A 22,932-nucleotide genomic window follows, 5' to 3' on the forward strand; every position below is an offset into this window, starting at 1 on the left:
CAGGGGCGGCCAAGCGACTCCGCTACACCGTCGAGGCCTGGCGGATCGTCGTGCCCGCCGCGGTCGGGCCGCGCCGTCGCTCGCTCGCCCAGGCGGCCGAGGACCTCGCCGATGCGCTGGGGGAGGAGCGCGATGCCCGGGCGCTGCGCGAGCTGCTCCTGGGCGACGTCGACCGCAGCGGCGAAGGCGCCTTCGCGCTCGGCGTCGTCTCGGCCGAGCAGAGGCACCGCGCCCGCCGGGCCGCAGCGTCGGCGACGAAGGCACTAGCGCGTCTGGAGTCGCTGTCAAGCTGACCGACCGGTCTCACACACTGAATCCACGGCGGATAATGTGAATCATGCCTTCTGTCCGTGCTCTTCCGTCATCGCTCTTGCGCCCGCGGCACTTCGACCGCGACGACGTCGTGGTGCACGCCGGCCTGTTCTCGCTGGTGAACTCGAGCACGACACCGCGCGCGGCCTGGACCGAGGACCTGATCGCCATCGGCGACGTGCTCGACACAGCCGAGTTCCCCTATCGCCTCATCCGCGGCAGTGACGGTTCGCCGTTCCTCGCCGTCGACCGCGTCCTCGGCGCCGAACTCGCGACTCTGCTCGCGCGCGCCTTCGCGACCGAGCCCTTCTACGCCAAGACGGTCGACAAGCGGGGCACTCCGCCGCAGCTGCTGGCCGAGGGCGTGCTGGCGCCCTACCCCCGCGCCTCCGTGTTCAAGCTCTTCCGCCCGCGGGTGTCCTCGTCAGGATCCCTCCGCTACGGCGCGCGCAGCGGCGTGCGGCTGGAGCTGTGGAAGGTGGGCGAGGACGAGATCTTCACTCCGGCCGAGAACGCGCTGATGCGCAACAGCCTCCCCGTGACCGAGGCGATCGACGCCCACGTCGAGGCGTACGGACGGACCTGGCCGACCTTCGAGGGGATGTTCGAGCCGCTGGTCAGCGACATCCGCTTCGACGTCGACATCGTGTTCTCGTGGGTCGACGGCACCGATCTCGAGTTCCAGCGGGCCCGGGCCGCGCGGATGGCGAGCTACGTCGTCGGCGAAGGCGACGACGCCCCGGCACGGTTCCGCCAGATCGACGAGCTCAAGTACGCCCTGCGCAGCGTGTACATGTACGCGCCCTGGATCCGCCACATCTACATCGTCACCGACTCCCCGCGGCCGCGCTGGCTCGACGAGCACCCCGACGTGACTCTGGTGCGCAGCGAGGACCACTTCCGCGACCTCTCCGTGCTGCCGACCCACAACTCGCACGCCGTCGAGAGCCAGCTGCACCGGATCCCGGGTCTCGCCGAGCACTTCCTCTACTCCAACGACGACATGTTCTTCGGCCGCCCGGTCGACCCGTCGATCTTCTTCTCGCCCGGAGGCATCACCAAGTTCATCGAGGCGACCACGCGGATCGGCATGGGCGACTCCAACGCGACGCGCAGCGGCTTCGAGAACGCGGCCCGCGTCAACCGGCGCCTGCTCCGCGAGCGGTTCGGCGCGATGACGACCCGCCACCTCGAGCACGCCGCCACCCCGCTGCGCAAGAGCGTGATGGCCGAGCTCGAGGCCGAGTTCGAGCCCGAGTTCACCGCGACCGCGGCGAGCCGCTTCCGCTCGGCGGGCGATGTCTCGGTCACCAACTCGCTCTACCACTACTACGCGCTGATGACCGGGCGCGCGGTCGTGCAGGAGAACGCGGCCGTCAAGTACGTCGACACGACGATGCACCAGGGACTGAAGGACATGCGCAAGCTCCTGAAGAACCGCGGAGTCGACTTCTTCTGCCTCAACGACGGCAGCTTCCCCGAGATCTCGGCGGAGGCGCGCACGAGGGCCGTCATCGGTTTCCTTGAGGAGTACTACCCGATCCCGGCCCCCTGGGAGCGCGAAGACTGAGCAGCGGCCGGGCGATCGGGGGAGCCGTTCTCGGGCTGCTGCTCGGCCCGGCCGGCTCCCTCGTGTTCGTCGGAGTCGGAACGGCCGTCGCTCTCGCGGCGGCCCCGGGCTTCGCGGGTTTCCTGTTTTCGCGCGATCGGGACGGCCGCCGCTGACGCCGGCCGTCTGACCTGCTCCGTCTCGGTGCTGTGCGGGGCCCGATCGATGTGCAGGATCGGCTGGACGCCCCTGAGCGCCGAGTCTCGTGCGCGCTGACGTCCCTAAGCGCTGACGTCCCTAAGCGCTGACGCCCCTAAGCGCTGACGCCCACCGGCTCCACGACCGGCGGGTACAGCGCCTCATCGCGCTCGAGCGGAGCCGTCGGCGCCGGAGCGATCTCGACGCCGTGATCCGCGAGGATCCGCTGCGTCTCGTTCGCCGAGACGTACGACACCTCGGAGGAGGCGCCGACCGGCACCACCGAATGCAGCACTGTGCCCTCGTAGACGTGGATCAGGTTGAAGGCCTGCGCTCCGTTCCTGGCGCGGGTGCCGCCGACCGGCACGTTCAGGTCCTGCGTGTAGCAGGTGGCCGACGCGACCGAGACGGGGATGCCCGCGAACATGGCGGTCGAGGAGTAGTGCAGGTGCCCCGCGATGATGCTGCGGACGTCCGATCCCTCGAGTACCTCGGCCAGAGCCGACTGGTCGCGCAGCTCGACGAGCACCGAGAGGTCGAGCACGCTGGGGACCGGCGGATGGTGCATCGCCAGGATCGTGCCGTGCGGGGCCGGGCTCGCCAGCTCCTCCGCCAGCCAGTCGAGCTGAGCGCCCGAGATCTCCCCGTAGTGCGCGCCGGGGACGGTCGAGTCGAGCGCGATGACGCGCAGGCCGTTGACGTCGTGCACACGGTCCACCGGCTGCGTGGTGGGCAGCTGATCGAGGAGCCCGGCGCGGAACGCCCCGCGGTCGTCGTGGTTGCCCATCACCCAGATCACCTCGGCGCCGAGGCGGGCGGCGGCCGGCTCGACGACTGCGCGGAGCTTCGCGTACGCCTCCGGCTCGCCCTTGTCGGCCAGGTCTCCCGTGATGACGATCGCCTCCGGTCGGCCGCCCGATTCCTCGAGCTCGTCGAACAGCAGACGCAGTTGCGCCTCGCTGTCGACGTCGGAGCCGTAGAGACCGCCGTCGCCGGCGATGAAGTGGGTGTCGCTGAGGTGCAGGACGAAGTGGTGGGGCCGGGGGTACTCGGCCTGACGGAGGGACATGATCCTCGGGTTCCGCGATCGGTGGGGCCGGGTGGGGACCCGGCGTCGGCATGTGCGCACTGTCTCAGCGGAGGCGGCCCCGCTGCGAATCAGTCCATCATTGCGGGGTGAACGCACGGCCAACACAGACTGGCGCGTGATCGAACGGTTCTCCCAGCTTGCTCGGCGCTGCTCTCAGAGTCGGACGAGCAGCCGGGCGTAGAAGTCGATGGCCCGCTCGAACTGGTCGACCTCGATCGACTCGTCCGCCCCGTGGATCCCGAGCTGCTGCCGCGGGCTGATCTCGAAGGGGATGAAGCGGTAGACGCCATCGCTGATCGCATGGAAGTGGCGGGCGTCGCTTCCGCCCGTCTGCACGTACGGCGCGACGATCGCGTCGGGGAACGACTCCTGGACGACCTGGCGCAGGACGTCGTACGGCCCGCCGTCCCCTGGCTCGCCGGTGGGCGAGACGGGCGAGGGCTCGTGCGCCACCCTGACCGCGACCTCGACCTCGGGATCGTCGATGACGGCCCGGACGCGCTCGACCACTCCCGCGACGGTGCCGCCGGGGTTGATCCGCACGTTGGCGGTGGCGCTCGCACTGGAGGCGAGGACGTTCGCGCCGGTGCTGCCGCGCAGCTCGGTGATCGCGACGGTGGTGCGCAGCATCGCCGCCGAACGGTTGGAGTGGGCGGCGAGGGCGCCGATGACGGCGTCCGGGTGCTCGTGGGGGTGGGCGTACCAGACGGCGTGGGCCGCGTCCGCGTGGTCCGCGGCGGCCCGAACGAGCTCGGCGATGGGCTCGGGGAGGGTCGAGGGGAACGGGTTCTCGGTGAGCCGGTGGATCGCGCGGGCGAGGCGCTGGGTGGCCAGGAGCCCGGGAGGCGGCGGCGGTGCGGACGCGTGGCCCCCGACGTCGCGGCAGGTCAGCTCGAGGTTCATGATGCCGCGCTCGGTCACGCCGATCACCGCGAGGGGGGTCGTGACCCCCGGCAGGATCCCGCGCCGGACGTTCCCGCCCTCGTCGAGCACGAACCGCGGTCGGACGCCCCGGGCCGCCAGGAGGGCGACCACCGAGGGTGCGCCGTCGCCGGCGGTCTCCTCGTTGTGGGTCGAGAGGAGGTAGACGTCGTGCCGGGGCCGCTCACCGCGCAGCACCGCGGCCTCGACGGCCTCGAGCAGCGCGACCAGGGAACCCTTGTCGTCCAGCGTTCCGCGGCCGACCACGGACGTGCGGCCGTCCGCGCCGACCACAGTGGCGGCCGCGAACGGCTCGCTCGACCACTCCGACGGCGTGACGCTGACCACGTCGTAGTGCGCCATCAGCACGGCGGGCTCTCCCGGCTCCTCGCCGCGCCAGTGCCAGAGCAGCGAGTGCCCGGCGACGCTCTCGAACTCCAGAGCCTCGTGCAGCGCCGGGTAGAGCTCGGCGACGAGCCGGCGGAACTCGTCGAAGCGGCGCCACTCGGTGACCGTCTCGTCGGAGTGGGAGACGGTGTCGACGCGCAGCAGGGCCTGGAAGCGCTCGAGCGCGGTCGTCGTCACCGGGCTAGCCTACGACGGCGGTGCCGGCCCCCGGTCCGCGGGAGCGGAGGTGCGCGATGGGACTGCCCGAGGTGTGCGTCGTCTACGTCCTCCGCGAGGGTCCGCGGGGCACGGAGGTGCTGCTCGGCCGGAAGCGCCGCGGCCTCGGCGAGGGCCGCGTGGTCGCCCCCGGCGGCAAGCTCGAGCCGGGGGAGTCGCCGGTCGACGCTGCCGTCCGCGAGCTGCACGAGGAGTCAGGGCTCGTCGCCCGCGCGGCCGACCTGGAGCCGCGCGGCGTGCTCGACTACTCCTTCCCCCACCGGCCGGCGTGGAGTCAGCGCTCGCACGTCTTCCTCTGCCGCCGCTTCGACGGCCGGGTGACGGAGTCGAGCGAGCTCGCGGCCGACTTCATCGCCGTCGAACAGGTGCCGTTCGAGCGGATGTGGGACGACGCCCGCCTCTGGCTGCCTGACGTGCTGCGAGGCGGGGGGCCGGTGCGCCTCCGGGTCGAGTTCGGCGCCGACCTCGCGAGCGTGGCCTCCTGGAGCCCGGCGACCGCTCAGACGAACGTGCCTGCGACGAGCAGCGCCAGGAGCGAGATCACCGAGGCGATCGAGAGCGTCAGCGAGTAGGCCGTGAGCGTTCCGCGGACGGTGAGCCCGAGCACGGACTTGAACAGCCAGAACGCGTTGGCGTTGACCATGCCGAGGAAGAGCGCGCCGGAACCGGCGGCCAGCGCGATCAGCGCCGGGTTGACGTCGAGCACAGGGATGAGCGGGGCGACGATGCCCACTGCGGTGATCGCGGCCGTCGAGACGGAGCCGATCGCCGCATGCAGCACGGCGGCGACGACCCAGGTGAGCAGGATCGGCGAGAGGGCGCGCCCGTCGAACGCCCCGGCGAGCGCATCGCCGACCCCGGTGCCTCCGACCACCGCGGCGAGGCTGCCGCTCACTCCGGTCAGGACGACGATCGGACCGCTGCGCGTCAGCGCTGCGCCGAGCGCCGTCGCCACGGCGCCCTTCGGGAGCGCCACGAGCGCTGTCGCGTAGGCCAGCACCAGGCCTGCCAGCAGTGCGATGTGGGCGTCGCCGAGGAACCGCAGGAGCGGGACGTCGAGCTCGGCCAGCTGGGTGAGCGAGTTCGCGGCGATCAGCACGATGGTGAGGGCGATCGGAGCGACGGCCAGCGCGAGCGGGACCCGCCGCGTCGCGACCGCCGCGCCTCCGGAGACCACGCGCGTCCCGTCCGCCTCGTGCTCGGGAGACGGCCCTGAGACGGCCCCGCCCTCGAGATCGCGCTCGTCCCGCCAGCCGCCGCGCTTCACCAGGGCGCTGTACACCAGCACGGTCAGCACGATGGTGACGATGCCCAGCGGCGCGCCGACGGCGACCATCGACGGCAGGGGAGCGCCCGCGATGCCCGCCGTGGCCAGCGCCGCGGCACCGGGGACGACGAACACCACGCCCACGATCATCCCGACGATGGAGGAGCCGGCCAGCAGGCCGTACCCTCCGGCGCCGAGCCCCCGCGAGGCCAGGCGGGTCAGCGGTGCGCTCATCACGACGAGCACGTCGGAGTAGATCGAGGGGAAGGCGACACCGAGGGTCAGCGCGTACGCGAGAGGGAGCGCGCGGCGGCCGAAGCGCGCCACGAGCCAGCGGGCGAGCAGCGGAGCGACGCCCAGCGCCTCCAGGAGCGACCCGAGCAGCAGGCCGAGCGCGATCAGCAGGCCGATGTCGCCGAGGACCGCGCCGAAGCCGGACGTCATCGCCGTCACCGTCCCCTCGCCGCCCTGCCCCGAGACGAGGCCGAGCCCGAGAGCCGAGACGAGCAGGGCGATCACCGGCTCGACCTTCAGGACGACGACCAGGACCACGACGGCCACGATCGTGAGCAGGATGAGGAGCACGGGCCAGTAGTCGATCATGGGCTGTCCTTCTGTCGAGGAGCGGGAGGGCGCGGCAGGAGAATCGCCGCCAGCCGTCCGGCGTCGGCCGTGGTGCGCCGTCGAGAGGACGATCGGGCTGATCCGCGGCTCCTGGAGAACGTCGCGGAGATGCGGCGCGTCAGCGGAACATACCGATCTCCGGCACCGCGCTCGGGTCCCGACGTCTTGTTTCGTCATCCCCCGTCGCGAACCCTCGGGCGGGATGCGCGCCGTGCTACTTTCGCCGGGCAGACGTCCTCGGGGGGAGGACGCAGCCGCTCCTCTCCTCCGTCGTCGTCGGCGTCCGGATGGCCTTCGCGCCCTCCGCTCCGCCAGGCGTCCTCCGTGGGACGCCGCCGTCAGCGGACCACCCCGACAGCGACGCGATCCGGCCCCGCCCGGACGCGCCCGAGCGCAGCAGGAGCACCACCCATGACGGCACAGATCATCGACGCGACCGATCTCGACGAGCTCCGGCGCATCGGGCAGGAGCTCCGCGAGGGCGCGACCGTCATCGCGCAGACCGACACCAACTACGGCGTGTTCGCCAGCCCCTTCTCGCGCAGCGCCTGCTCCCGCCTCTACGACATGAAGAAGCGCGACGGCGCGAAGCCGCTCACCCTCTTCGTGTCCGCGCCCCGCGACTGGGCGACCTGGGCCTTCGCCCCGGAGACGGCCGACATGGATGCTGTGGTCGCGGCCTTCTGGCCGGGGCCGCTCAATGTGATCCTGCGCAGGAAGCCCGTCGTCCCGGACTGGGTCACCTCGGGCCAGGACACGGTGTCGGTCGTGCACAACCTCAGCGCCCCGATCAACCTCCTCTCGATCTTCTCGGGGCTGCCCCTCGCCGCGACGTCGGCCAACATCAGCGGTACGGTGTCGACCGGCCTCGTCGACTTCGACCTCGCCGCGGAGCATCTCGGCGGCGACAGCGACTACCTCATCCGCAGCGCCACCGCGCCCGATTCGACGATGAGCAGCACGATCCTCTCCCTCGTCGGCGGGGCGTCGATCGTGCGCCAGGGCGATCTCGGCGCCGAGGCGCTCCGTGTCGTCGTGCCCTCCCTTGTCTGAGGGCGGGCGCGCGGACGTCGTGCGCGAAGGGAGTGCCGCGGCTCTGATCACGGTCTACCGGATCGTTTCGCGTGCCTACTTCCACCTGCCCGTGGTCGCGGTGTTCCTGCTGGCGCGCGGCTACCCGATCCTGGCCGTGGCACTGCTGCTCGCGCTCTACGGGGTCGTGGCGGCGCTCGCCGACGGCCCGCTCTCGCCGCTCACGCGCCGCCTGTCCTCGGCGGGCGCGCTCGTCGTCGGTGAGGGAGTGAAGGCGCTGGGCCTCGTGGTGATCGTGCTGGACGCCGATCCGGTGGCCGTCGTGATCAGCCAGCTGCTCGCCGGCGGCGGCTTCGCGCTGACGGCGGGGCGCGACGCAGCGCTGGCCTCCTCGCTGCGCGCGGGGGCCGATGCCCGCCGCCAGGAGACGGCGGTGCAGAGCGGGATGTTCCTCGCCTCCTTCGGGGCCGGAGTGATCGGAGCGGCCTCGCTCGCGCTGTGGGACCGGCTGCCGTTCCTCCTCAGCGCGCTGGTGTCGTGCGCCGCGCTGGCCGTGGTGCTCCTCGCACGCCTGCCGCTCGGTGCTGGAGCCTCCACGGGAACGCGGGCGCGCGCCGTGCGACCGGCCGTCCTGCCCGCGGCGGTGCGCTTCTGGTCCCTGTACTACTCCGTGAACCGCGCCGTCCTGCTCGCCGCCTACACCTTCGTGGTGCCGCTGCTGCTCTTCCAGGAGCTGCGGCTGTCGCTCCCCGCGTTCGGCCTGGTGCTGGGCCTCTACACGCTCGCCGGCCTCGCCGCCGCCCGGCTCTCACCGATCATCGCCGGCACGCCCCTGGTGTTCCAGCTGACGGCGCTCACTCAGGTGCTGGGCCTCGCCCTGACCACCCTCGGCGTCCTCGGGGCTGCGATCGCCGGCCTCGCCCTGCTCGGGATCGCGGGCGGCTTCGTGCGGCCCGCGACGATGATCGCCCTGGCGCCCGCGATGAACGGGCTGGAGGACGGCGCCCGGGTCGCGGTGATGCGCGGGCTGGAGCGCAACCAGGGGATCCTCCAGGCTGTCCTGCTCGTCGGCGCCGGGATCCTCGTCCCTCTCACGGGAGGGACCGCGCCGACCCTCGTCGTCCTCGTCGTCCTCGCGATCCTCGCGCAGACGATCGGGGCCGTCTCGATGCGACGACAGGAAAGGAGGGCCGTCCCCGCGGAAGCGGAGTGACCGAGGAAGACCGGGACGAGCCCGCCGGCGGCGTCCCTCATCCACGTGCAAGGAGTGAAGCAATGCAGCCCATCTACACGTTCTCCGATTCCGACAGGTCGACCCTCCAGCAGTCGCTGCTGGCGATCGCCATCGACCCCTACAAGGACTACAACCCCTTCCGCGACGCGATCGCCGCGCTGATCGACAGCGGTGACGTCCCGCAGGGCTTCGTCGACGCGCTCGCTCGCGTCCGGCGCGAGCGCGACGAGAAGATCAGCTACGCGCACCTGATCTCGAACAACCCGGTCGACGACGAGATCCCCTGGCTCGACCAGGACGATGCGCTCGAGGACAAGTACCGCAAGAAGCTGACCTTCGTCGGCGAGGGCCTGCTCGAGCTGCAGTCGCAGTACCTCGGCTCGCCGCTGCTGGCCTACGCCACCCGCAACAACGGCGACTTCTTCCAGGACGTCTACGCCGACAACCGCTTCTCGAACACGCAGACGCAGAAGACCGACGGCGAGCTCTACTGGCACAACGAGCGGACGGCGCACCCGGTGCGCGCCGACTTCATCTCGCTCCTGGGCCTGCGCACGCCCGAGACCGACCTCGTCTACACGAAGTACGTCGACGGCCGCGAGATCCTGCGCTTCATCTCGACCGAGAACCAGGCGCTCCTGCGCGAAGCGGTCTACATCACCCCGTTCGACGAGCTCTCGCGGGCGCAGAACAAGAACCAGATCGTGTCGGACCAGCACGCTCTGCTCGAGAACGAGCACAGCTTCCGCTACTACGACACCCGGACGGTGCCGGCCGATCCGGACGACCTGCCGCACCTGTGGGCGCTGTGGCAGTTCCGCGACGCGCTCTCGAAGGTCAGCGAGCAGTACCACCGCATCCGCGACGCGGACCTGCTGATCATCGCGAACCAGGACGGCCTGCACAGCCGCCAGCTCGTCGACGTCCAGGACCGCGAGAAGACCCGTTTCCGCTGGCTGCTGAAGACGTACTCGTTCCGCGACGCGGCGACGTCCGACCGGCACTCCGACTACTGGCTCGACGGCGTCCGCGGCCGAGTCACGGACTGAGACAAGAAAAGAGGAGAACGACATGACCGATCTGACGAGGAACACCCCTCCGCACCCGCTCGACTTCCTGCCCGCCGTGGCGCCGCTGGAGGTGTCCAGCGACGAGGTGGCCGACGGCGAGCGGCTCGCCGAGGCCCAGGGCAGCGGCGACACCAGTCCGTCCCTGCGCTGGAGCGCCGGCCCCGAAGGGACGCAGTCGTACGCCGTCACCGTCTTCGACCCCGATGCGCCGACCCTCGGCGGCATCCACCACTGGGTCCTGGTCGACATCCCGAAGGAGGTCACCGAGCTGTCCGCCGGCTCGACGGACGTGGGACGCCCGGCGCTCAACGACCTCGGGTCGCTCGCCTACGCCGGTGCGGCGCCGCCGCCCGGTGACCGCCCGCACCGGTACCTCTTCACGGTGCACGCGCTCGGAGTGCCGACGCTGCCGGTCGACGAGTCGACGCCGGCCTCGCTGGTCGGCTTCCACCTGACTGTCAACACGCTCGCGCGCGGCTCGCTCACGGCGCTCGCCTGAGTCTTCCCGTCGACGCACGAGAGGCGGGCGGGCGCGCACCGGGCCCCGGAGTCGATCCGGGAGCCCGGCGCGCGCCCGTCCGCGGCGTCGCACCCGGAGGGGAGGGGAGGCCATCCGCTAGGCTTCCGCTCGGCCGGGGCCCCCGCCCATGGCGTCTCTGGACACCACGAAAGGGAAAGAATGACCAGCACGACGGTGATCGAATGGCGCGAGCAGGCTCCTGAGGAGGCGGTGGACGCGCTGTCCGCTCCCGGTGGGCTGGTCGTCTGCGCGACCAAGGTCGGCTACATCCTGATGACGACCGACGGAGCGGGCCTCGAGCGCAAGTTCTCGGCCAAGCAGCGCAACCGCAACAAGCCCGGCGTCGTGCTCTGTTCCAGCATCGAGCAGCTGACCGAGCTCGCCGAGCTGAACGACGAGATCCTCGCCTTCTACCAGAAGCACTGGGACGAGGACATCCTCCTCGGCTGCATCCTCCCGTGGAAGGAGTCCGCGGTCGACATGATCGACGAGGACGCCCGTGAGCTGGTCCGCGACAAGCGCGGCACGAGCTGCTTCGTCATCCGCTTCGGCCGCCCCGCCGAGCAGCTGGTCACCCTGCTCTGGGAGCGCGACCGGACCCTCAGCTTCGCCAGCTCCGCCAACCCTTCGGGAGTGGGCAACCGTGGTCGGGTCGCCAACATCGGCGAGCGGATCGAGAACGAGGCCGACGTGATCGTCGCCGCCGACGGCTACGTGGCCTCCATCCAGCCCGGCAAGGACGAGGACTCGCGCCACGAGCAGGGCGTGATGGTGTCGCTCGTCGACGCCTCCGGAACCCTCATCCCCGAGCAGCGCGGCGAGCGCTCGATCACCCCGGGCCCCGTGCTCATCCGCCGCGGCCTCGACTACGAGCGCATCATGCTGAACCTGGCCGAGCACTTCAACTCCTGGGACTACCGCCAGGGCGAGTACTACTGATCGATCGTCGACCGGAATCCGGTTGTCATCGGGAACGGTGCGTACGCGGCCGTGGCGCCCGCTCATCGGTAGAAGTTCGCCGACGAGCCGACAACCCGTCGAGGATTCCGTGATCGAACCATCCGAGAACGCGGAGCCCCAGGTGCTGCGCGTTCTCGGGTGGGCCGCGGCCGTGTCCCTCCTCCCCGTCGGCGTGACGTCGGCGCTGGCGGGAGTCGGCGCGCTCGTGGCCCCCGACTTCGCCTCGCTCTTCCTCTTCTTCGCGGCGGTCGGGCTCATTCCTGGAGCGCTCGTCTTCGTCCTCCCGAGTGCGGCGCTGGGGCTTCGGCGATCGACGTCGACGCAGCCGCTCGCTCCGGCCCTCCTCCTGCTTCCGGCCTGGCTGGCGACTCTCCTCGTGGTGTCGCCTTCGATGGCGCTCGTGGTCGGTCTGTTCGATGGGCGGCTGAGCGCGAGCAGTGTCCTGCAGGCGGTCGCCCCGGGCCCGGCGGTCCTCGTCGCCGTCCTGCCGACGGTCTTCGATCTGGGCCTGTCGGTGCTGCTTCTCGCGCTCGGGCGACGGCGGCTCCACCGATCCGGTGAGCGCTGGCACGAAGAGCGGGCGCCCGGGTGGGACGAGTGATCCTGGGCGAGTCCCGCCGTCAGAGCTCCAGCACGTCTCCCGGCTCGAGGGCGTGGTACTCGCCGCCGCCTTCGCGGACGGCCCAGGCCAGCCGGTCGTGGCTGAGCGAGCGCCCGGCCTCCGAGAGCACCTGCTCGTGGGTCGCGAAGGCGTGGCGCGGAGCGAGCTCGAGCACGTAATCCATCACCTCGGCGATCTTCATCCACGGTGCACCCGCGGGCGCCGCGAGGACCTCGATGTCGACGCCCTCCGGCACCGTGAACGAGTCGCCGGCGTAGTAGACGCGGCCGTTCACCAGGACGCCCACGTTGTCGATCACGGGGATGCTGCGGTGGATCACCGCGTGACGGGAGCCGAAGAAGCGCAGCTCGAACGGGCCGACCGTCACGACGTCGCCGTCGGCGACCGTCTCGACGTCGAAGCGCTCGGCCGCGGCGGCGACCCCGGCCGGGCCGAGGATCCGGAGCGACGGAGCCGCGTCGCGCAGGCGCCGCAGCTGCTCCGGAGTCCAGTGGTCGGCGTGCTCGTGCGTGATCACCACGGCGACGGTCCCGGCCGTCCCCTCGACGGGTCGCGTGAAGGAGCCGGGGTCGACGACGAGCCGGGCGCCGCCCTCCTCGATCAGGACGGTCGCGTGCTCGAGTTTCGTCAGTCTCATGGAACGAGCCAAGCGCGTCGACGGGCATGGAGCAAGGGCCGTGGGTCGCGGGGACCCCGATGCGGCCCCGCTCGATTTGCACCGACGCGGAGGCATATGCCACACTCTTCGAGTTGCAAAAACGCGGCCCCATCGTTTAGCGGCCTAGGACGTCGCCCTCTCACGGCGGTAACGCGGGTTCAAATCCCGCTGGGGTCACCACGGCAACACGAGAAGAACCCCCGGTCATACCCGGGGGTTCTTCTCGTTTAACGCTGCGGCCGGGCGGCGTCGCTCGGAGTCGGTCCTCCCGCGTGCACGCTCCGCCGCGCCTCGTGTCGGCGATAGGATCGCATCCGCGCACGGAGGTACCGCGCGGTCCCGCCGGTGCATCGGCGCCGGGAGTCGCGAGCCGGCCCGGGTGCCTGCCGTGACTCGAGAGCCGATCCCCGGAACGGTCCGCCGGCTCCCTCCCGCATCCTCGAAAGGCTCCCATGCTCGATCTGCCCGTCTGGTTCGTGATCGGCTCGTTCGTCGTGCTGAGCCTGGTCCTCGCCGCCGACCTGCTCCTGGTCTACAAGCGCCCGCACGTGCCGAGTCTGAAGGAGTCGGGCCTCTGGGTCGGCTTCTACGTCGCGCTGGCACTGGTGTTCGCCCTGCTGATGCTGATCCTGGGCGGCGGGGAGCTCGCGGGCCAGTTCGTCGCGGGCTGGCTGACCGAGTACAGCCTCTCGGTCGACAACCTGTTCGTGTTCGTCATCATCATGGGCCGCTTCGCGGTGCCGGCGAAGCTGCAGCAGGAGGTGCTGATGGTGGGCATCATCATCGCGCTGATCTTCCGCGGTGTGTTCATCCTGCTAGGTGCTCAGCTCATCGAGAGCTTCAGCTGGATCTTCTACCTCTTCGGCGCGTTCCTGGTCTACACGGCCTGGAACCAGGCGTTCGGCAAGGAGGACGAGGACGGCGGCACCGACAACCTGCTGATCCGCCTCCTGCGCCGCTGAGTCAGGATCGCGGACTCGTTCGACGGCTCGAAGATCCGCACGACGATCGACGGCACCCGCTACTTCACGCCGATGCTCATCGTGTTCCTGGCCATCGGCTCCACCGACCTGCTCTTCGCGCTCGACTCGATCCCGGCCATCTTCGGCATCACCGAGAGCCCGTTCATCGTCTTCACCGCGAACATCTTCGCCCTGATGGGGCTGCGCCAGCTCTACTTCCTCCTCGGCGGTCTGATCGACAAGCTGGAGTACCTCAAGTACGGCATCGCGTTCATCCTCGCGTTCATCGGGGTGAAGCTCGTGCTGCACGCCCTGCATGAGAACGACCTGCCGTTCCTCAACGGCGGTGAGCCGGTCCCGGTCTGGGACATCGACACGATCACCTCGCTGGTCGTCATCGTCCTCAGCATGACTGTCGCGACCCTGGCGAGCCTCGCGAAGATGCGGCGCGAGCACCGGCACATCGAGCTGCACGACGGGCACCCGGAGGTCGTCTCCGACGACGCGCGGGCCGCCTCCGAGGAGAAGTGAGCCGCCGATGAGTACGACCGTCCTCGATCTGCCCCAGGGTGTGCTGCGCCTCTCCGTGAGCAGCAGCACCGATGTCGGATCCGTCCGCCGCGTCAACGAGGACGCCCTGCTCGCGGAGGACGTCCTCCTCGCCGTCGCCGACGGCATGGGTGGGCACGCCCGGGGCGACCTGGCCAGCGCCGCCGCCGTCGACGCTCTGCGCGCCCACCGCTCCGCAGGCATCGGCCCGGTCGACGCCGTGTTCGAGCTCGTCGAATCCGCGAACTCGGCGGTCCGTGGACTCGATGTCGGCGGCGCGCTCTGCGGAACCACCCTCACCGGGTTGACGCTGGTCCGCCCCGATCCGCGCGGACCGGTGCGCTGGGCACTGTTCAACGTGGGCGACTCCCGAGTCTACCGCTGGGACGGGGCTGGGCTGGAGCAGCTCACCGTCGACCACTCCGCCGTCCAGGAGCTGGTCTCGGCGGGACTCCTCAGCAGGGAGTCCGCGGAGTCGCATCCCGACCGCAACATCGTGACCCGTGCCCTCGGCGCCGACGACGAGGTCGAGACCGACGTGTGGACGCTGCCCGTCGTTCCGCGCGCCAGCTACCTGCTCTGCTCCGACGGTCTCACCAAGGAGCTCTCGGACGAGCGGATCGCCGGGTTCTTCGCGCGCCGCGACGCCGGAGAGGTCGAGGCGGCCGATCTGGCATCTGTGCTCGTGCGCGCCGCGGTCGACGCGGGAGGACGCGACAACGTGAGTGTCGTCATCGCCGACGCGGTCCTCGAGCCGCGCGCCTGACGCGGGCGACTCCGCGCCGCCCCGCCCGTGGTCGGGCGGTGACGCGGTGCTATTCTCGGTCCATGCTGAGCGGGCTGAACCTCCTTCCGTGCCGCGACGAGACCTCGATCTGACCGGCCTCTCTCGTCGCGGTGCCTCGCCTGGCCGAGCAGCGACTCCCGAGGAGGAGAAGGAACCGTCATGACCGACAGCTCGAACGGCGCCGCCGAGACCGATCCGGGCTCCGGCGCCCCCGCGCAGCGACCTCGCACTCTGGCCGAGAAGGTCTGGGACGACCATGTCGTGGTCAAGGGCGAGGGTGGGGCACCCGATCTGATCTACATCGACCTGCACCTCCTGCACGAGGTGACGAGCCCCCAGCCGTTCGACGGGCTGCGCGCCGCGGGTCGTCCGCTCCGCCGCCCCGATCTCACGATCGCCACGGAGGACCACAACACCCCGACGCTCGAGATCGGCCGCCCGATCCAGGACCCCATCAGTCGCACGCAGATCGAGGCCCTGCGCCGCAACGCCGCCGAATTCGGTGTGCGCCTGCACTCGCTCGGCGACGTCGAGCAGGGCATCGTCCACGTCGTCGGACCGCAGCTGGGCCTGACGATGCCCGGAGTCACGGTGGTCTGCGGCGACTCGCACACCTCGACGCACGGAGCGTTCGGCGCGATCGCCTTCGGCATCGGCACCAGCGAGGTCGAGCACGTGATGGCGACGCAGACCCTCCCGTTGAAGCCCTTCAAGACGATGGCGATCACGGTCGAGGGAACGCTGAAGGAGGGCGTCACGGCGAAGGACATCATCCTCGCCGTCATCGCCCGGATCGGCACCGGGGGCGGGCAGGGCTACATCCTCGAGTACCGCGGCTCGGCGATCCGCGCGCTCTCAATGGAGGGTCGGATGACGATCTGCAACATGTCCATCGAGGCCGGTGCCCGCGCCGGCATGGTCGCTCCCGACGAGACCACCTTCTCCTACCTCAAGGGCCGTCCGCACGCTCCGGCCGGCGACGACTGGGACGCGGCCCTCCAGTACTGGCGGACGCTGCCGACCGATGAGGGCGCCGTCTTCGACGCCGAGGTCGTCATCGACGCCGACGATCTCGAGCCCTTCGTCACGTGGGGGACCAACCCCGGCCAGGGCGTCTCGCTCTCGCAGGCCGTCCCGGATCCCGGCTCGCTGCTCGACCCCAACGAGCGCGCGAGCGCGCTCCGAGCCCTGGAGTACATGGACCTCTCGCCGGGCACGCCGATGAAGGAGATCCCGGTCGACGTGGTCTTCATGGGTTCGTGCACCAACTCCCGGATCGAGGATCTACGGGCCTTCGCGGCGATCATCGAGGGGCGCACCAAGCACCCGGTGTCCGCGTGATGGTCGTCCCCGGATCTGCGCGCGTGCGGCTCGAGGCCGAGGCAGAGGGTCTCGACAGGATCGTCACCGCGTTCGGCGCGGAGTGGCGCTTCGCCGGCTGCTCGATGTGCCTGGGGATGAACACCGACCAGCTCGTCGAGGGCGAGCGCGTCGCGTCGACGTCGAACCGCAACTTCGAGGGCAGGCAGGGCAAGGGCGCGAAGACCCACCTCGTCTCGCCGCTGGTCGCCGCGGCGACGGCCGTGCGCGGCACCCTCTCCAGCCCCTCCGATCTGGAGCCCTCCCGCGAACCGGTGGGGGTCTGACCGTGCAGAAGTTCGAGACCGTCACCGCGCTCGCGGCACCGCTGAAGCGCAGCAACGTCGACACCGACCAGATCCTCCCCGGCGTCTACCTCCGCCGCATCACGAAGACCGGCTTCGAGGACGCCCTCTTCCACGGCTGGCGCCAGGAGGAGGACTTCGTCCTCAACCAGGAGCGCTATCGCGGTGCGGGGATCCTCGTGGCCGGCGCGGACTTCGGCATCGGCTCAAGCCGCGAGCACGCGGTCTGGGCACTGCGCGACTTCGGGTTCCGCGTCGTGATCTCGCCGCGCTTCGGCGACATCTTCCGCGGCAACGCCGGGAAGCAGGGTCTGCTCGCCGCCGTTGTCGCAGAGGCCGACGTGGAGCGCCTGTGGGAGATCATCGAGCGCACCCCGGGAATAGAACCGACGGTGGATCTGGTTGCGCGTACGGTCACAGCCGGTGGCGAGACCTTCCCCTTCGAGATCGACGACTACACTCGATGGCGCCTGATCGAAGGCCTGGACGACATCGGCCTGACACTGCGCGATGAAGCGCGCATATCCGAATTCGAGACCCGTCGCGAGAGCTGGCGGCCCAAGACATTGCCGGTGACATAGCGTGAACACACTTCTTCAGGACGCCAAGGCGGCAGGAGCCCGCATGGGGATGACCACCGAGCGGATCACGATCAACGGCGGCCGTCCGCTGAAGGGTCGGATCGAGCTCAAGGGGGCGAAGAACCTCGTCACCAAGGCGATGGTCGCGGCGCTCCTGGGTGAGGGCGCCTCCACCCTGCGCGATGTCCCCGACATTAGCGACGTCCGCGTCGTGAAGGGGCTCCTCGAGGTCCACGGCGTCAAGGTGAAGCAGGGCGCCGAGGTGGGCGAGCTGATCCTCGACCCCTCCAACGTGGAGTCGGCGCACTTCGCGGACATCGACGCGCACGCCGGCTCGAGCCGCATCCCGATCCTGTTCTGCGGCCCTCTGCTGCACCGCCTGGGTGAGGCGTTCATCCCGGATCTCGGCGGCTGCCGGATCGGTGACCGTCCGATCGACTACCACCTCGAGGTCCTGCGCAACTTCGGCGCCGTCGTCGAGAAGCTCCCCTCCGGCATCCGGATGTCGGCCCCCGAGGGGCTGCACGGAGCCAAGGTGTCGCTGCCGTACCCGAGCGTCGGAGCGACCGAGCAGGTCCTGCTCACCGCGGTCCGCGCCTCCGGCATCACCGAGCTCTCGGGAGCGGCGATCGAGCCCGAGATCATGGATCTCATCAACATCCTGCAGAAGATGGGCGCCATCATCTCGGTCGACACCGACCGGGTCATCCGGATCGAGGGAGTGGATCGTCTCACCGGCTACACCCACCGCGCTCTCTTCGACCGCAACGAGGCCGCTTCCTGGGCCGCAGCGGCGCTGGCCACCGACGGCGACATCTTCGTGGGCGGCGCCCGCCAGCAGGAGATGACGACGTTCCTCAACGTCTTCCGCAAGGTCGGCGGTGCGTTCGAGATCGCCGAGGACGGCATCCGCTTCTACCACCCCGGCGGCGAACTCAAGCCGGTCATCATCGAGACCGACGTCCACCCCGGCTTCATGACCGACTGGCAGCAGCCGCTCGTCGTCGCCCTCACCCGCGCGAAGGGCGTCTCGATCGTGCACGAGACCGTGTACGAGCAGCGCTTCGGATTCGTCGATGCGCTCGTCGAGATGGGCGCCACCATCCAGATCCACCGCGAGTGCCTCGGCGGGCAGGCCTGCCGCTTCGGTCAGCGCAACTTCATGCACTCGGCCGTCATCTCAGGGCCGTCGAAGCTGCACGGGGCCGACATCGTCGTGCCCGACCTCCGCGGCGGCTTCTCGCACCTGATCGCGGCGCTCTCCGCGGAGGGCACGTCCACGGTCTCCAACGTCGGCATCATCAGCCGCGGCTACGAGGACTTCCTCACGAAGCTGGAGCTGCTCGGCGCTGACTTCTCGCTCGACGCCTGAGCGAGGGGTCCCTCGCCGGCCCCGGGCGTGGGGGACGGGCGACGCGACCGGGGGTGCGAGGATGGGCGGGTGTCTGAACGAAGCCGTCCGTCCATCTTCTGGTTCCTCGCGGCGGTGGTGATCCCCGTGATGACCGCCTCGGTCGACCTCCGCATCCGCGACGGTCACAAGGTGCCGAGCACCGGCGCGTTCGTGTTCGCGCCCAACCACTACAGCGAGATCGATCCGATCATCACCGGCTGGACGCTCTGGCGCTCTGGCCGGGCGCCGCGGTTCCTCGCCAAAGCCTCGCTGTTCCGGGTCCCCGTCCTGGGAGCGATCCTGCGCGGATCCGGCCAGATCCCCGTCGAGCGCTCCGGCTCCGTCCGCGGCAGCGAGCCGCTGAAATCGGCGAAGGAGCTGGTCGACCAGGGCGGCTCGGTCATCATCTACCCCGAAGGCACCCTCACCCGTGATCCCGAGCTGTGGCCCATGCGCGGCAAGACCGGTGCCGTCCGGATGGCGCTGCAGTACGGACTCCCGGTCGTCCCTGTGGCGCACTGGGGCACGCAGCAGCTCATGGGGCGCTACTCCAAGCGGATCACGCTGTTCCGCCGCAAGCGCGTCGACGTACTGGTCGGCGACCCCGTCGATCTCTCCGCCTTCCGCGGGCGCAGCCTCGACTCCGCGACCCTCAACGAGGCCTCTGCGGTCGTGATGGCGGCCATCACCGGTCTACTCGAGGAATTGCGTGGCGAGAGAGCGCCCGAGAAGCGCTGGAATCCGGCCGACCACGACCAGAAGGGCACGGGACGCTTTGAGCAGTAGAAGCCAGAGGACGCCGATCCCGGTCCCTCGCCGCGTCGCCGTCCTAGGAGCGGGGAGCTGGGGGACGACGTTCGCCAAGATCCTCGCCGACGGCGGCTCCGAGGTGGTGATGTGGGCCCGCCGGGCCGAGCTCGCGCGCGAGATCACCGAGGCCAAGCGCAACAGCGACTACCTCCCCGGCATCAACCTGCCGCGCAGCATCCGAGCGACCCCCCGCATCGAGGAGGCGCTCGAGGGCGCGGACCACGTCTACCTGTCGATCCCGTCGCAGTCGCTCCGCGGCAACCTCGAGGCGATCACGCCATTCCTCACCGAGCGGACCGTGCTGGTGAGCCTGATGAAGGGCGTCGAGAAGGGCACCGGGCAGCGGATGAGCGAGGTGATCGCGCAGATGCTGCCGATCTCGCCCGATCGCATCGCCGTCGCCTCCGGACCCAACCTCGCCCTCGAGATCGCGAAGGAGCAGCCGACCGCGGCGGTCATCGCCTCCGAGAGCCTCGTCACGGCGCAGGAGGTGGCCCTCGCCGCCACCAACCGCTACTTCCGCTCGTACGTGAACACCGATGTGATCGGCACCGAGTTCGGCGGAGTGCTGAAGAACCTGATCGCGGTCGCGATCGGCATCGTCGACGGCGTGGGCTACGGCGAGAACACGAAGGCCTCGATCATCACGCGAGGCCTCGCCGAGATGACCGACTTCGCGGTCGCGTACGGCGGACGGCCCGAGACGATGGCCGGGCTCGCCGGGCTCGGCGACCTGATCGCCACGTCCAGCTCCTCGCTCTCGCGCAACAACACGGCGGGGCGCCTGCTCGGCCAGGGCTACAGCTTCAGCGACGTGGTCGCGTCGATGCAGCAGACGGCCGAGGGGCTCGCCTCGGTCGCGCCCGTCCTCGAGCTGGCACGCGCCCGGAGCGTCGACATGCCCATCGTCGAGCAGGTGTCGCAGGTGCTCGCCGGTACGCTCGATCCGAAGGACATCGCGCCGCACCTGACCACGGATTCGGACGAGCCACAGGGTGAGAGGAACCTCGATGACCAGCAAGCTCGCAGTGGCCGTTCTGTTCGGGGGGCGCTCCAGCGAGCACTCGATCAGCTGCGCAACCGCGGCGGGGGTACTGCGCGCGATCGACCGTGACCGCTTCGAGGTGATCCCCATCGGGATCACCCCCGACGGCGCGTTCGTGCTCGAGGAGGACCGCCCGGAGAAGTTCGCTCTCGATGCGGCGGCGCTTCCCCGCATCGACGACAACGGCACCCGGGTGCACTGGCCGGAGTCGGCGCTCTCGCGCGAGCTGACAGTGACGGCGTCCGGCGGCTCGACGCGCTCGCTCGGCGAGGTGGACGTCGTGCTGCCTATCCTGCACGGACCGTGGGGCGAGGACGGCACGGTGCAGGGGATGCTCGAGCTCGTCGGTCTGCCCTACGTCGGCTCCGGGGTCCTCGCCTCGGCGCTCGGGATGGACAAGCACTTCACCAAGACCGTGCTGCAGGCTGCCGGCCTCGCGGTCGCTCCCTGGTACACGGTCACCGAGGCCGAATGGCGCGCCGACCCGGGCGACGCCTCCGCCGCGCTCGACGAGCTCGGGCTCCCGGCGTTCGTGAAGCCCGCCCGAGCCGGGTCGAGCGTGGGCGTCAGCCGCATCGACGAGCGCGCGCAGCTCGAGGCCGCGCTGGAGGAGGCGTTCGCGCACGACTCGCGCGTGCTCATCGAATCGGGGATCGTCGGCCGCGAGGTCGAGATCGGGGTGCTCGGCGGACGCGGCGGCGGCCCGGCGCGCGCCTCCGTCGCGGGCGAGGTCGTCGTGTCGGGCCGCGGCTTCTACGACTTCGAGGCCAAGTACCTCGGCGCCGCAGGGATCGAGCTCGTCTGCCCCGCCGACCTCGCCGACGACGAGCTCGCCGAGATGCGCGCGCTCGCCGTGCGCGCGTTCGACGCCATCGGCGCCGAGGGACTCGCGCGCGTCGACTTCTTCCTGACGGCCGGCGGCTTCGTCGTCAACGAGATCAACACCATGCCCGGTTTCACACCGATCTCGATGTTCCCGCGGATGTGGGCCGCGAGCGGCGTCGGTTACCCCGACCTGATCGGCGAGCTGATCGATCTCGCTCTCGAGCGCGTCCCGGTCGCCGTTCGATGACGGGGGCGCTCGCGCTGCGGATCGTCAGCGGCGGCGCCGCGCCGTTCGAGCAGATCCGCGAGCAGATCACCGCTCGGATCGCTGCGGGGGAGCTGCCCGTGGGCACACGTCTGCCGACGGTGCGCTCGCTGGCCGGGACGCTCGGACTCGCTCCGGGGACCGTCGCCCGTGCCTACCGCGAGCTGGAAGCGGCGGGAGTCGTGGAGACGCGCGGTCGCGCGGGCACCGTGGTCGCCGGGGGCGTCGACGCCCTGGAGCGCGAACTCCAGCTGGCGGCGGCCGCCTACGTCGCGCGAGCCCGCTCGCTCGGGGCGACCGACGGGCATGCGCGGACCGTCGTCGTCGCAGCTCTCGACGGGTGACGATGCAGGAGGGTCAGCCGGAGGGAGTCCCTGAAGGGTCGAGAGTGTCGGAATCCGACACGTTCGTGCACTTCCGTGTCTGCGGGAGGGACGAGACGGCGCTCGCGAGGTCGAGCACGGCGGATGAGCCGGACGCGCGGCTCTGATCGACGGTGATCTGCACGGCGGGATCACGCCCGTAGGTGGTCAAGGTGTAGATGTCCTCGTCCTTCCGTGTCTCGTCGATGATCCAGTCGACTCCGCTGACGGAGACGCACAGGTCTGTCGTCGGCGCCGGCACCTCGACTCCGCAGTGCAGGATCACCGCCGCGGGTGTGCCCCAGGCGGCGGTGCCCTGCGCGTTCGTCTCGCGCTCGGGCTGTTCGGCCACCACGTCGGGCAGCCTGGCCGAGACCGCAGCGCAGCCTGTGCTCGTGGCGTCGGCCGCGGGCTCGAGGGCGACCGTCGCTGCGCAGCCGGAGAGCAGAAGGAGTGCGGAGGCGGCGACGAGGGGGGTGCGGAGGCGGCGGGGGAGCATCGCGGTCAACGCTAGCGTGTGAACCATGGCAGCGGATCGGAGTCCCACCCTCGCCGAGCTGAGCGAGAGCGAGGTGCTCACGCGTGTCCTGGCGCGGCTCGACGGCGGGGGAGCGGGCGGCGTCGAGACCCTGGTCGGTCCAGGCGACGACAGTGCGGTGCTGCGTGCTCCGGACGGCCGCTTCGTCGTCACGACCGACATGATGGTGCACGGCCCCGACTTCCGGCTCGCCTGGTCGAGCCCCTCGGATCTCGGCTGGAAGGCAGCCGCCTCCAATCTCGCCGACGTCGCCGCGATGGGCGCCAGGCCGACCGGCCTCGTCGTCGCGCTGGCCGCACCGCAGTCGCTCGGTGTCGAGGTGCTGGAGGGGATCGCCTCCGGTCTCGCCGCGGGCTGCGCCGCCATGGCGCCGGGCTGCGGGGTCGTCGGGGGCGACCTCTCCGCCTCCGCGACGTTGACGCTCTCGATCACGGCGTTCGGCTCGCTCGACGGGCGTGAGCCAGTGCTGC

At 70.7% G+C, this 22,932-nt stretch carries 21 protein-coding genes, 1 tRNA gene and 3 pseudogenes; 20 read left to right on the top strand and 5 right to left on the bottom strand.

Features of this window, described 5'->3' with window-relative positions; genetic code table 11:
- A pseudogene (locus tag ACH61_RS06415) lies at positions 1–293 on the top strand (CYTH and CHAD domain-containing protein); the annotation flags it as partial.
- A gap of 44 nt (positions 294–337) precedes the next feature.
- On the top strand, positions 338–1,882 hold the full coding sequence (locus tag ACH61_RS06420; protein WP_068210025.1) for a stealth family protein: 1,545 nt from the start codon (positions 338–340) through the stop codon (positions 1,880–1,882).
- 292 nt (positions 1,883–2,174) lie between these two features.
- On the opposite strand, the gene ACH61_RS06425 is transcribed toward ACH61_RS06420, so the two are convergent.
- Entirely contained in the window at positions 2,175–3,128 is a 954-nt protein-coding gene (locus tag ACH61_RS06425) for a phosphodiesterase (RefSeq protein ID WP_068210029.1), read from the bottom strand.
- Positions 3,129–3,302: 174 nt separating this feature from the next.
- Positions 3,303–4,655 carry a M20/M25/M40 family metallo-hydrolase gene (locus tag ACH61_RS06430; RefSeq protein ID WP_068210032.1) on the bottom strand — a complete coding sequence of 451 codons (1,353 nt, stop codon included), beginning with the start codon at positions 4,653–4,655 and terminating at the stop codon, positions 3,303–3,305.
- Between the two features lie 56 nt (positions 4,656–4,711).
- On the opposite strand from ACH61_RS06430, the gene ACH61_RS06435 reads away from it, so the two are divergent.
- A complete protein-coding gene (locus ACH61_RS06435) occupies positions 4,712–5,266 on the top strand; it encodes an 8-oxo-dGTP diphosphatase (RefSeq protein WP_068210035.1) in 555 nt (184 codons plus the stop codon).
- On the opposite strand, the gene ACH61_RS06440 is transcribed toward ACH61_RS06435, so the two are convergent.
- Positions 5,194–6,564: a GntP family permease gene (locus ACH61_RS06440; protein ID WP_068210038.1), complete on the bottom strand. Its 1,371-nt coding sequence runs from the start codon at positions 6,562–6,564 to the stop codon at positions 5,194–5,196. The two genes, ACH61_RS06435 and ACH61_RS06440, sit on opposite strands and share 73 nt — an antisense overlap.
- A gap of 432 nt (positions 6,565–6,996) precedes the next feature.
- Between ACH61_RS06440 and ACH61_RS06445 the strand changes: the two genes are divergently transcribed.
- From ACH61_RS06445 to ACH61_RS06470, 6 genes are all read left to right on the top strand, one after another.
- Entirely contained in the window at positions 6,997–7,638 is a 642-nt protein-coding gene (locus ACH61_RS06445) for an L-threonylcarbamoyladenylate synthase (RefSeq protein WP_068210041.1), read from the top strand.
- 19 nt (positions 7,639–7,657) lie between these two features.
- The gene (locus tag ACH61_RS06450) at positions 7,658–8,830 is read left to right on the top strand and encodes an MFS transporter (protein ID WP_068210042.1); all 1,173 of its coding nucleotides are present in this window, start codon (positions 7,658–7,660) and stop codon (positions 8,828–8,830) included.
- A 62-nt stretch (positions 8,831–8,892) separates the two neighbouring features.
- Positions 8,893–9,900 (top strand): Fe(II)-2OG oxygenase family protein, encoded by a 1,008-nt coding sequence (locus ACH61_RS06455; RefSeq protein WP_068210045.1) that lies wholly within the window; start codon positions 8,893–8,895, stop codon positions 9,898–9,900.
- Positions 9,901–9,922: 22 nt separating this feature from the next.
- Entirely contained in the window at positions 9,923–10,420 is a 498-nt protein-coding gene (locus ACH61_RS06460; protein WP_068210049.1) for a YbhB/YbcL family Raf kinase inhibitor-like protein, read from the top strand.
- 180 nt (positions 10,421–10,600) lie between these two features.
- Positions 10,601–11,380 (top strand): L-threonylcarbamoyladenylate synthase, encoded by a 780-nt coding sequence (locus tag ACH61_RS06465; RefSeq protein WP_068210051.1) that lies wholly within the window; start codon positions 10,601–10,603, stop codon positions 11,378–11,380.
- Positions 11,381–11,489: 109 nt separating this feature from the next.
- Positions 11,490–12,002: a hypothetical protein gene (locus ACH61_RS06470; protein ID WP_068210054.1), complete on the top strand. Its 513-nt coding sequence runs from the start codon at positions 11,490–11,492 to the stop codon at positions 12,000–12,002.
- 19 nt (positions 12,003–12,021) lie between these two features.
- Here ACH61_RS06470 and ACH61_RS06475 read toward each other — a convergent pair whose 3' ends face one another.
- Complete coding sequence (locus ACH61_RS06475) at positions 12,022–12,660, bottom strand: MBL fold metallo-hydrolase (protein ID WP_068210059.1); 639 nt, start codon at positions 12,658–12,660, stop codon at positions 12,022–12,024.
- Positions 12,661–12,785: 125 nt separating this feature from the next.
- On the opposite strand from ACH61_RS06475, the gene ACH61_RS06480 reads away from it, so the two are divergent.
- From ACH61_RS06480 to ACH61_RS06525, 10 genes and pseudogenes are all read left to right on the top strand, one after another.
- Positions 12,786–12,861, top strand: a tRNA-Glu gene (locus tag ACH61_RS06480).
- Positions 12,862–13,133: 272 nt separating this feature from the next.
- Positions 13,134–14,174, top strand: a pseudogene (locus tag ACH61_RS06485) (TerC family protein).
- A gap of 7 nt (positions 14,175–14,181) precedes the next feature.
- The gene (locus ACH61_RS06490) at positions 14,182–14,958 is read left to right on the top strand and encodes a PP2C family protein-serine/threonine phosphatase (RefSeq protein ID WP_068210062.1); all 777 of its coding nucleotides are present in this window, start codon (positions 14,182–14,184) and stop codon (positions 14,956–14,958) included.
- Between the two features lie 180 nt (positions 14,959–15,138).
- A pseudogene (gene leuC / locus ACH61_RS06495) lies at positions 15,139–16,625 on the top strand (3-isopropylmalate dehydratase large subunit).
- A 2-nt stretch (positions 16,626–16,627) separates the two neighbouring features.
- On the top strand, positions 16,628–17,224 hold the full coding sequence (gene leuD / locus ACH61_RS06500) for a 3-isopropylmalate dehydratase small subunit (RefSeq protein WP_068210064.1): 597 nt from the start codon (positions 16,628–16,630) through the stop codon (positions 17,222–17,224).
- A 43-nt stretch (positions 17,225–17,267) separates the two neighbouring features.
- On the top strand, positions 17,268–18,596 hold the full coding sequence (gene murA, locus ACH61_RS06505; RefSeq protein WP_068210067.1) for a UDP-N-acetylglucosamine 1-carboxyvinyltransferase: 1,329 nt from the start codon (positions 17,268–17,270) through the stop codon (positions 18,594–18,596).
- 69 nt (positions 18,597–18,665) lie between these two features.
- Complete coding sequence (locus tag ACH61_RS06510; RefSeq protein ID WP_236713579.1) at positions 18,666–19,403, top strand: lysophospholipid acyltransferase family protein; 738 nt, start codon at positions 18,666–18,668, stop codon at positions 19,401–19,403.
- Positions 19,393–20,541 (top strand): NAD(P)H-dependent glycerol-3-phosphate dehydrogenase, encoded by a 1,149-nt coding sequence (locus ACH61_RS06515; RefSeq protein ID WP_068210074.1) that lies wholly within the window; start codon positions 19,393–19,395, stop codon positions 20,539–20,541. Before ACH61_RS06510 ends, ACH61_RS06515 begins: the two co-directional genes overlap by 11 nt.
- Positions 20,438–21,544 (top strand): D-alanine--D-alanine ligase family protein, encoded by a 1,107-nt coding sequence (locus ACH61_RS06520; RefSeq protein ID WP_068210077.1) that lies wholly within the window; start codon positions 20,438–20,440, stop codon positions 21,542–21,544. Before ACH61_RS06515 ends, ACH61_RS06520 begins: the two co-directional genes overlap by 104 nt.
- Entirely contained in the window at positions 21,541–21,906 is a 366-nt protein-coding gene (locus tag ACH61_RS06525; RefSeq protein WP_068210080.1) for a GntR family transcriptional regulator, read from the top strand. Before ACH61_RS06520 ends, ACH61_RS06525 begins: the two co-directional genes overlap by 4 nt.
- 13 nt (positions 21,907–21,919) lie before the next feature.
- Here the strand turns inward: ACH61_RS06525 and ACH61_RS06530 are convergent, their stop codons facing one another.
- On the bottom strand, positions 21,920–22,450 hold the full coding sequence (locus tag ACH61_RS06530) for a DUF3515 domain-containing protein (protein ID WP_236713580.1): 531 nt from the start codon (positions 22,448–22,450) through the stop codon (positions 21,920–21,922).
- Between ACH61_RS06530 and ACH61_RS06535 the strand changes: the two genes are divergently transcribed.
- Positions 22,449–22,932, top strand: a 484-nt coding sequence (locus ACH61_RS06535) for a thiamine-phosphate kinase (protein ID WP_236713581.1), incomplete at its 3' end; no start/stop codon positions are given. The two genes, ACH61_RS06530 and ACH61_RS06535, sit on opposite strands and share 2 nt — an antisense overlap.

Origin of the sequence: Rathayibacter tanaceti, assembly GCF_001634385.1 — a bacterium.
In the GTDB taxonomy this organism is placed as follows: Bacteria; Actinomycetota; Actinomycetes; order Actinomycetales; family Microbacteriaceae; genus Rathayibacter; species Rathayibacter tanaceti.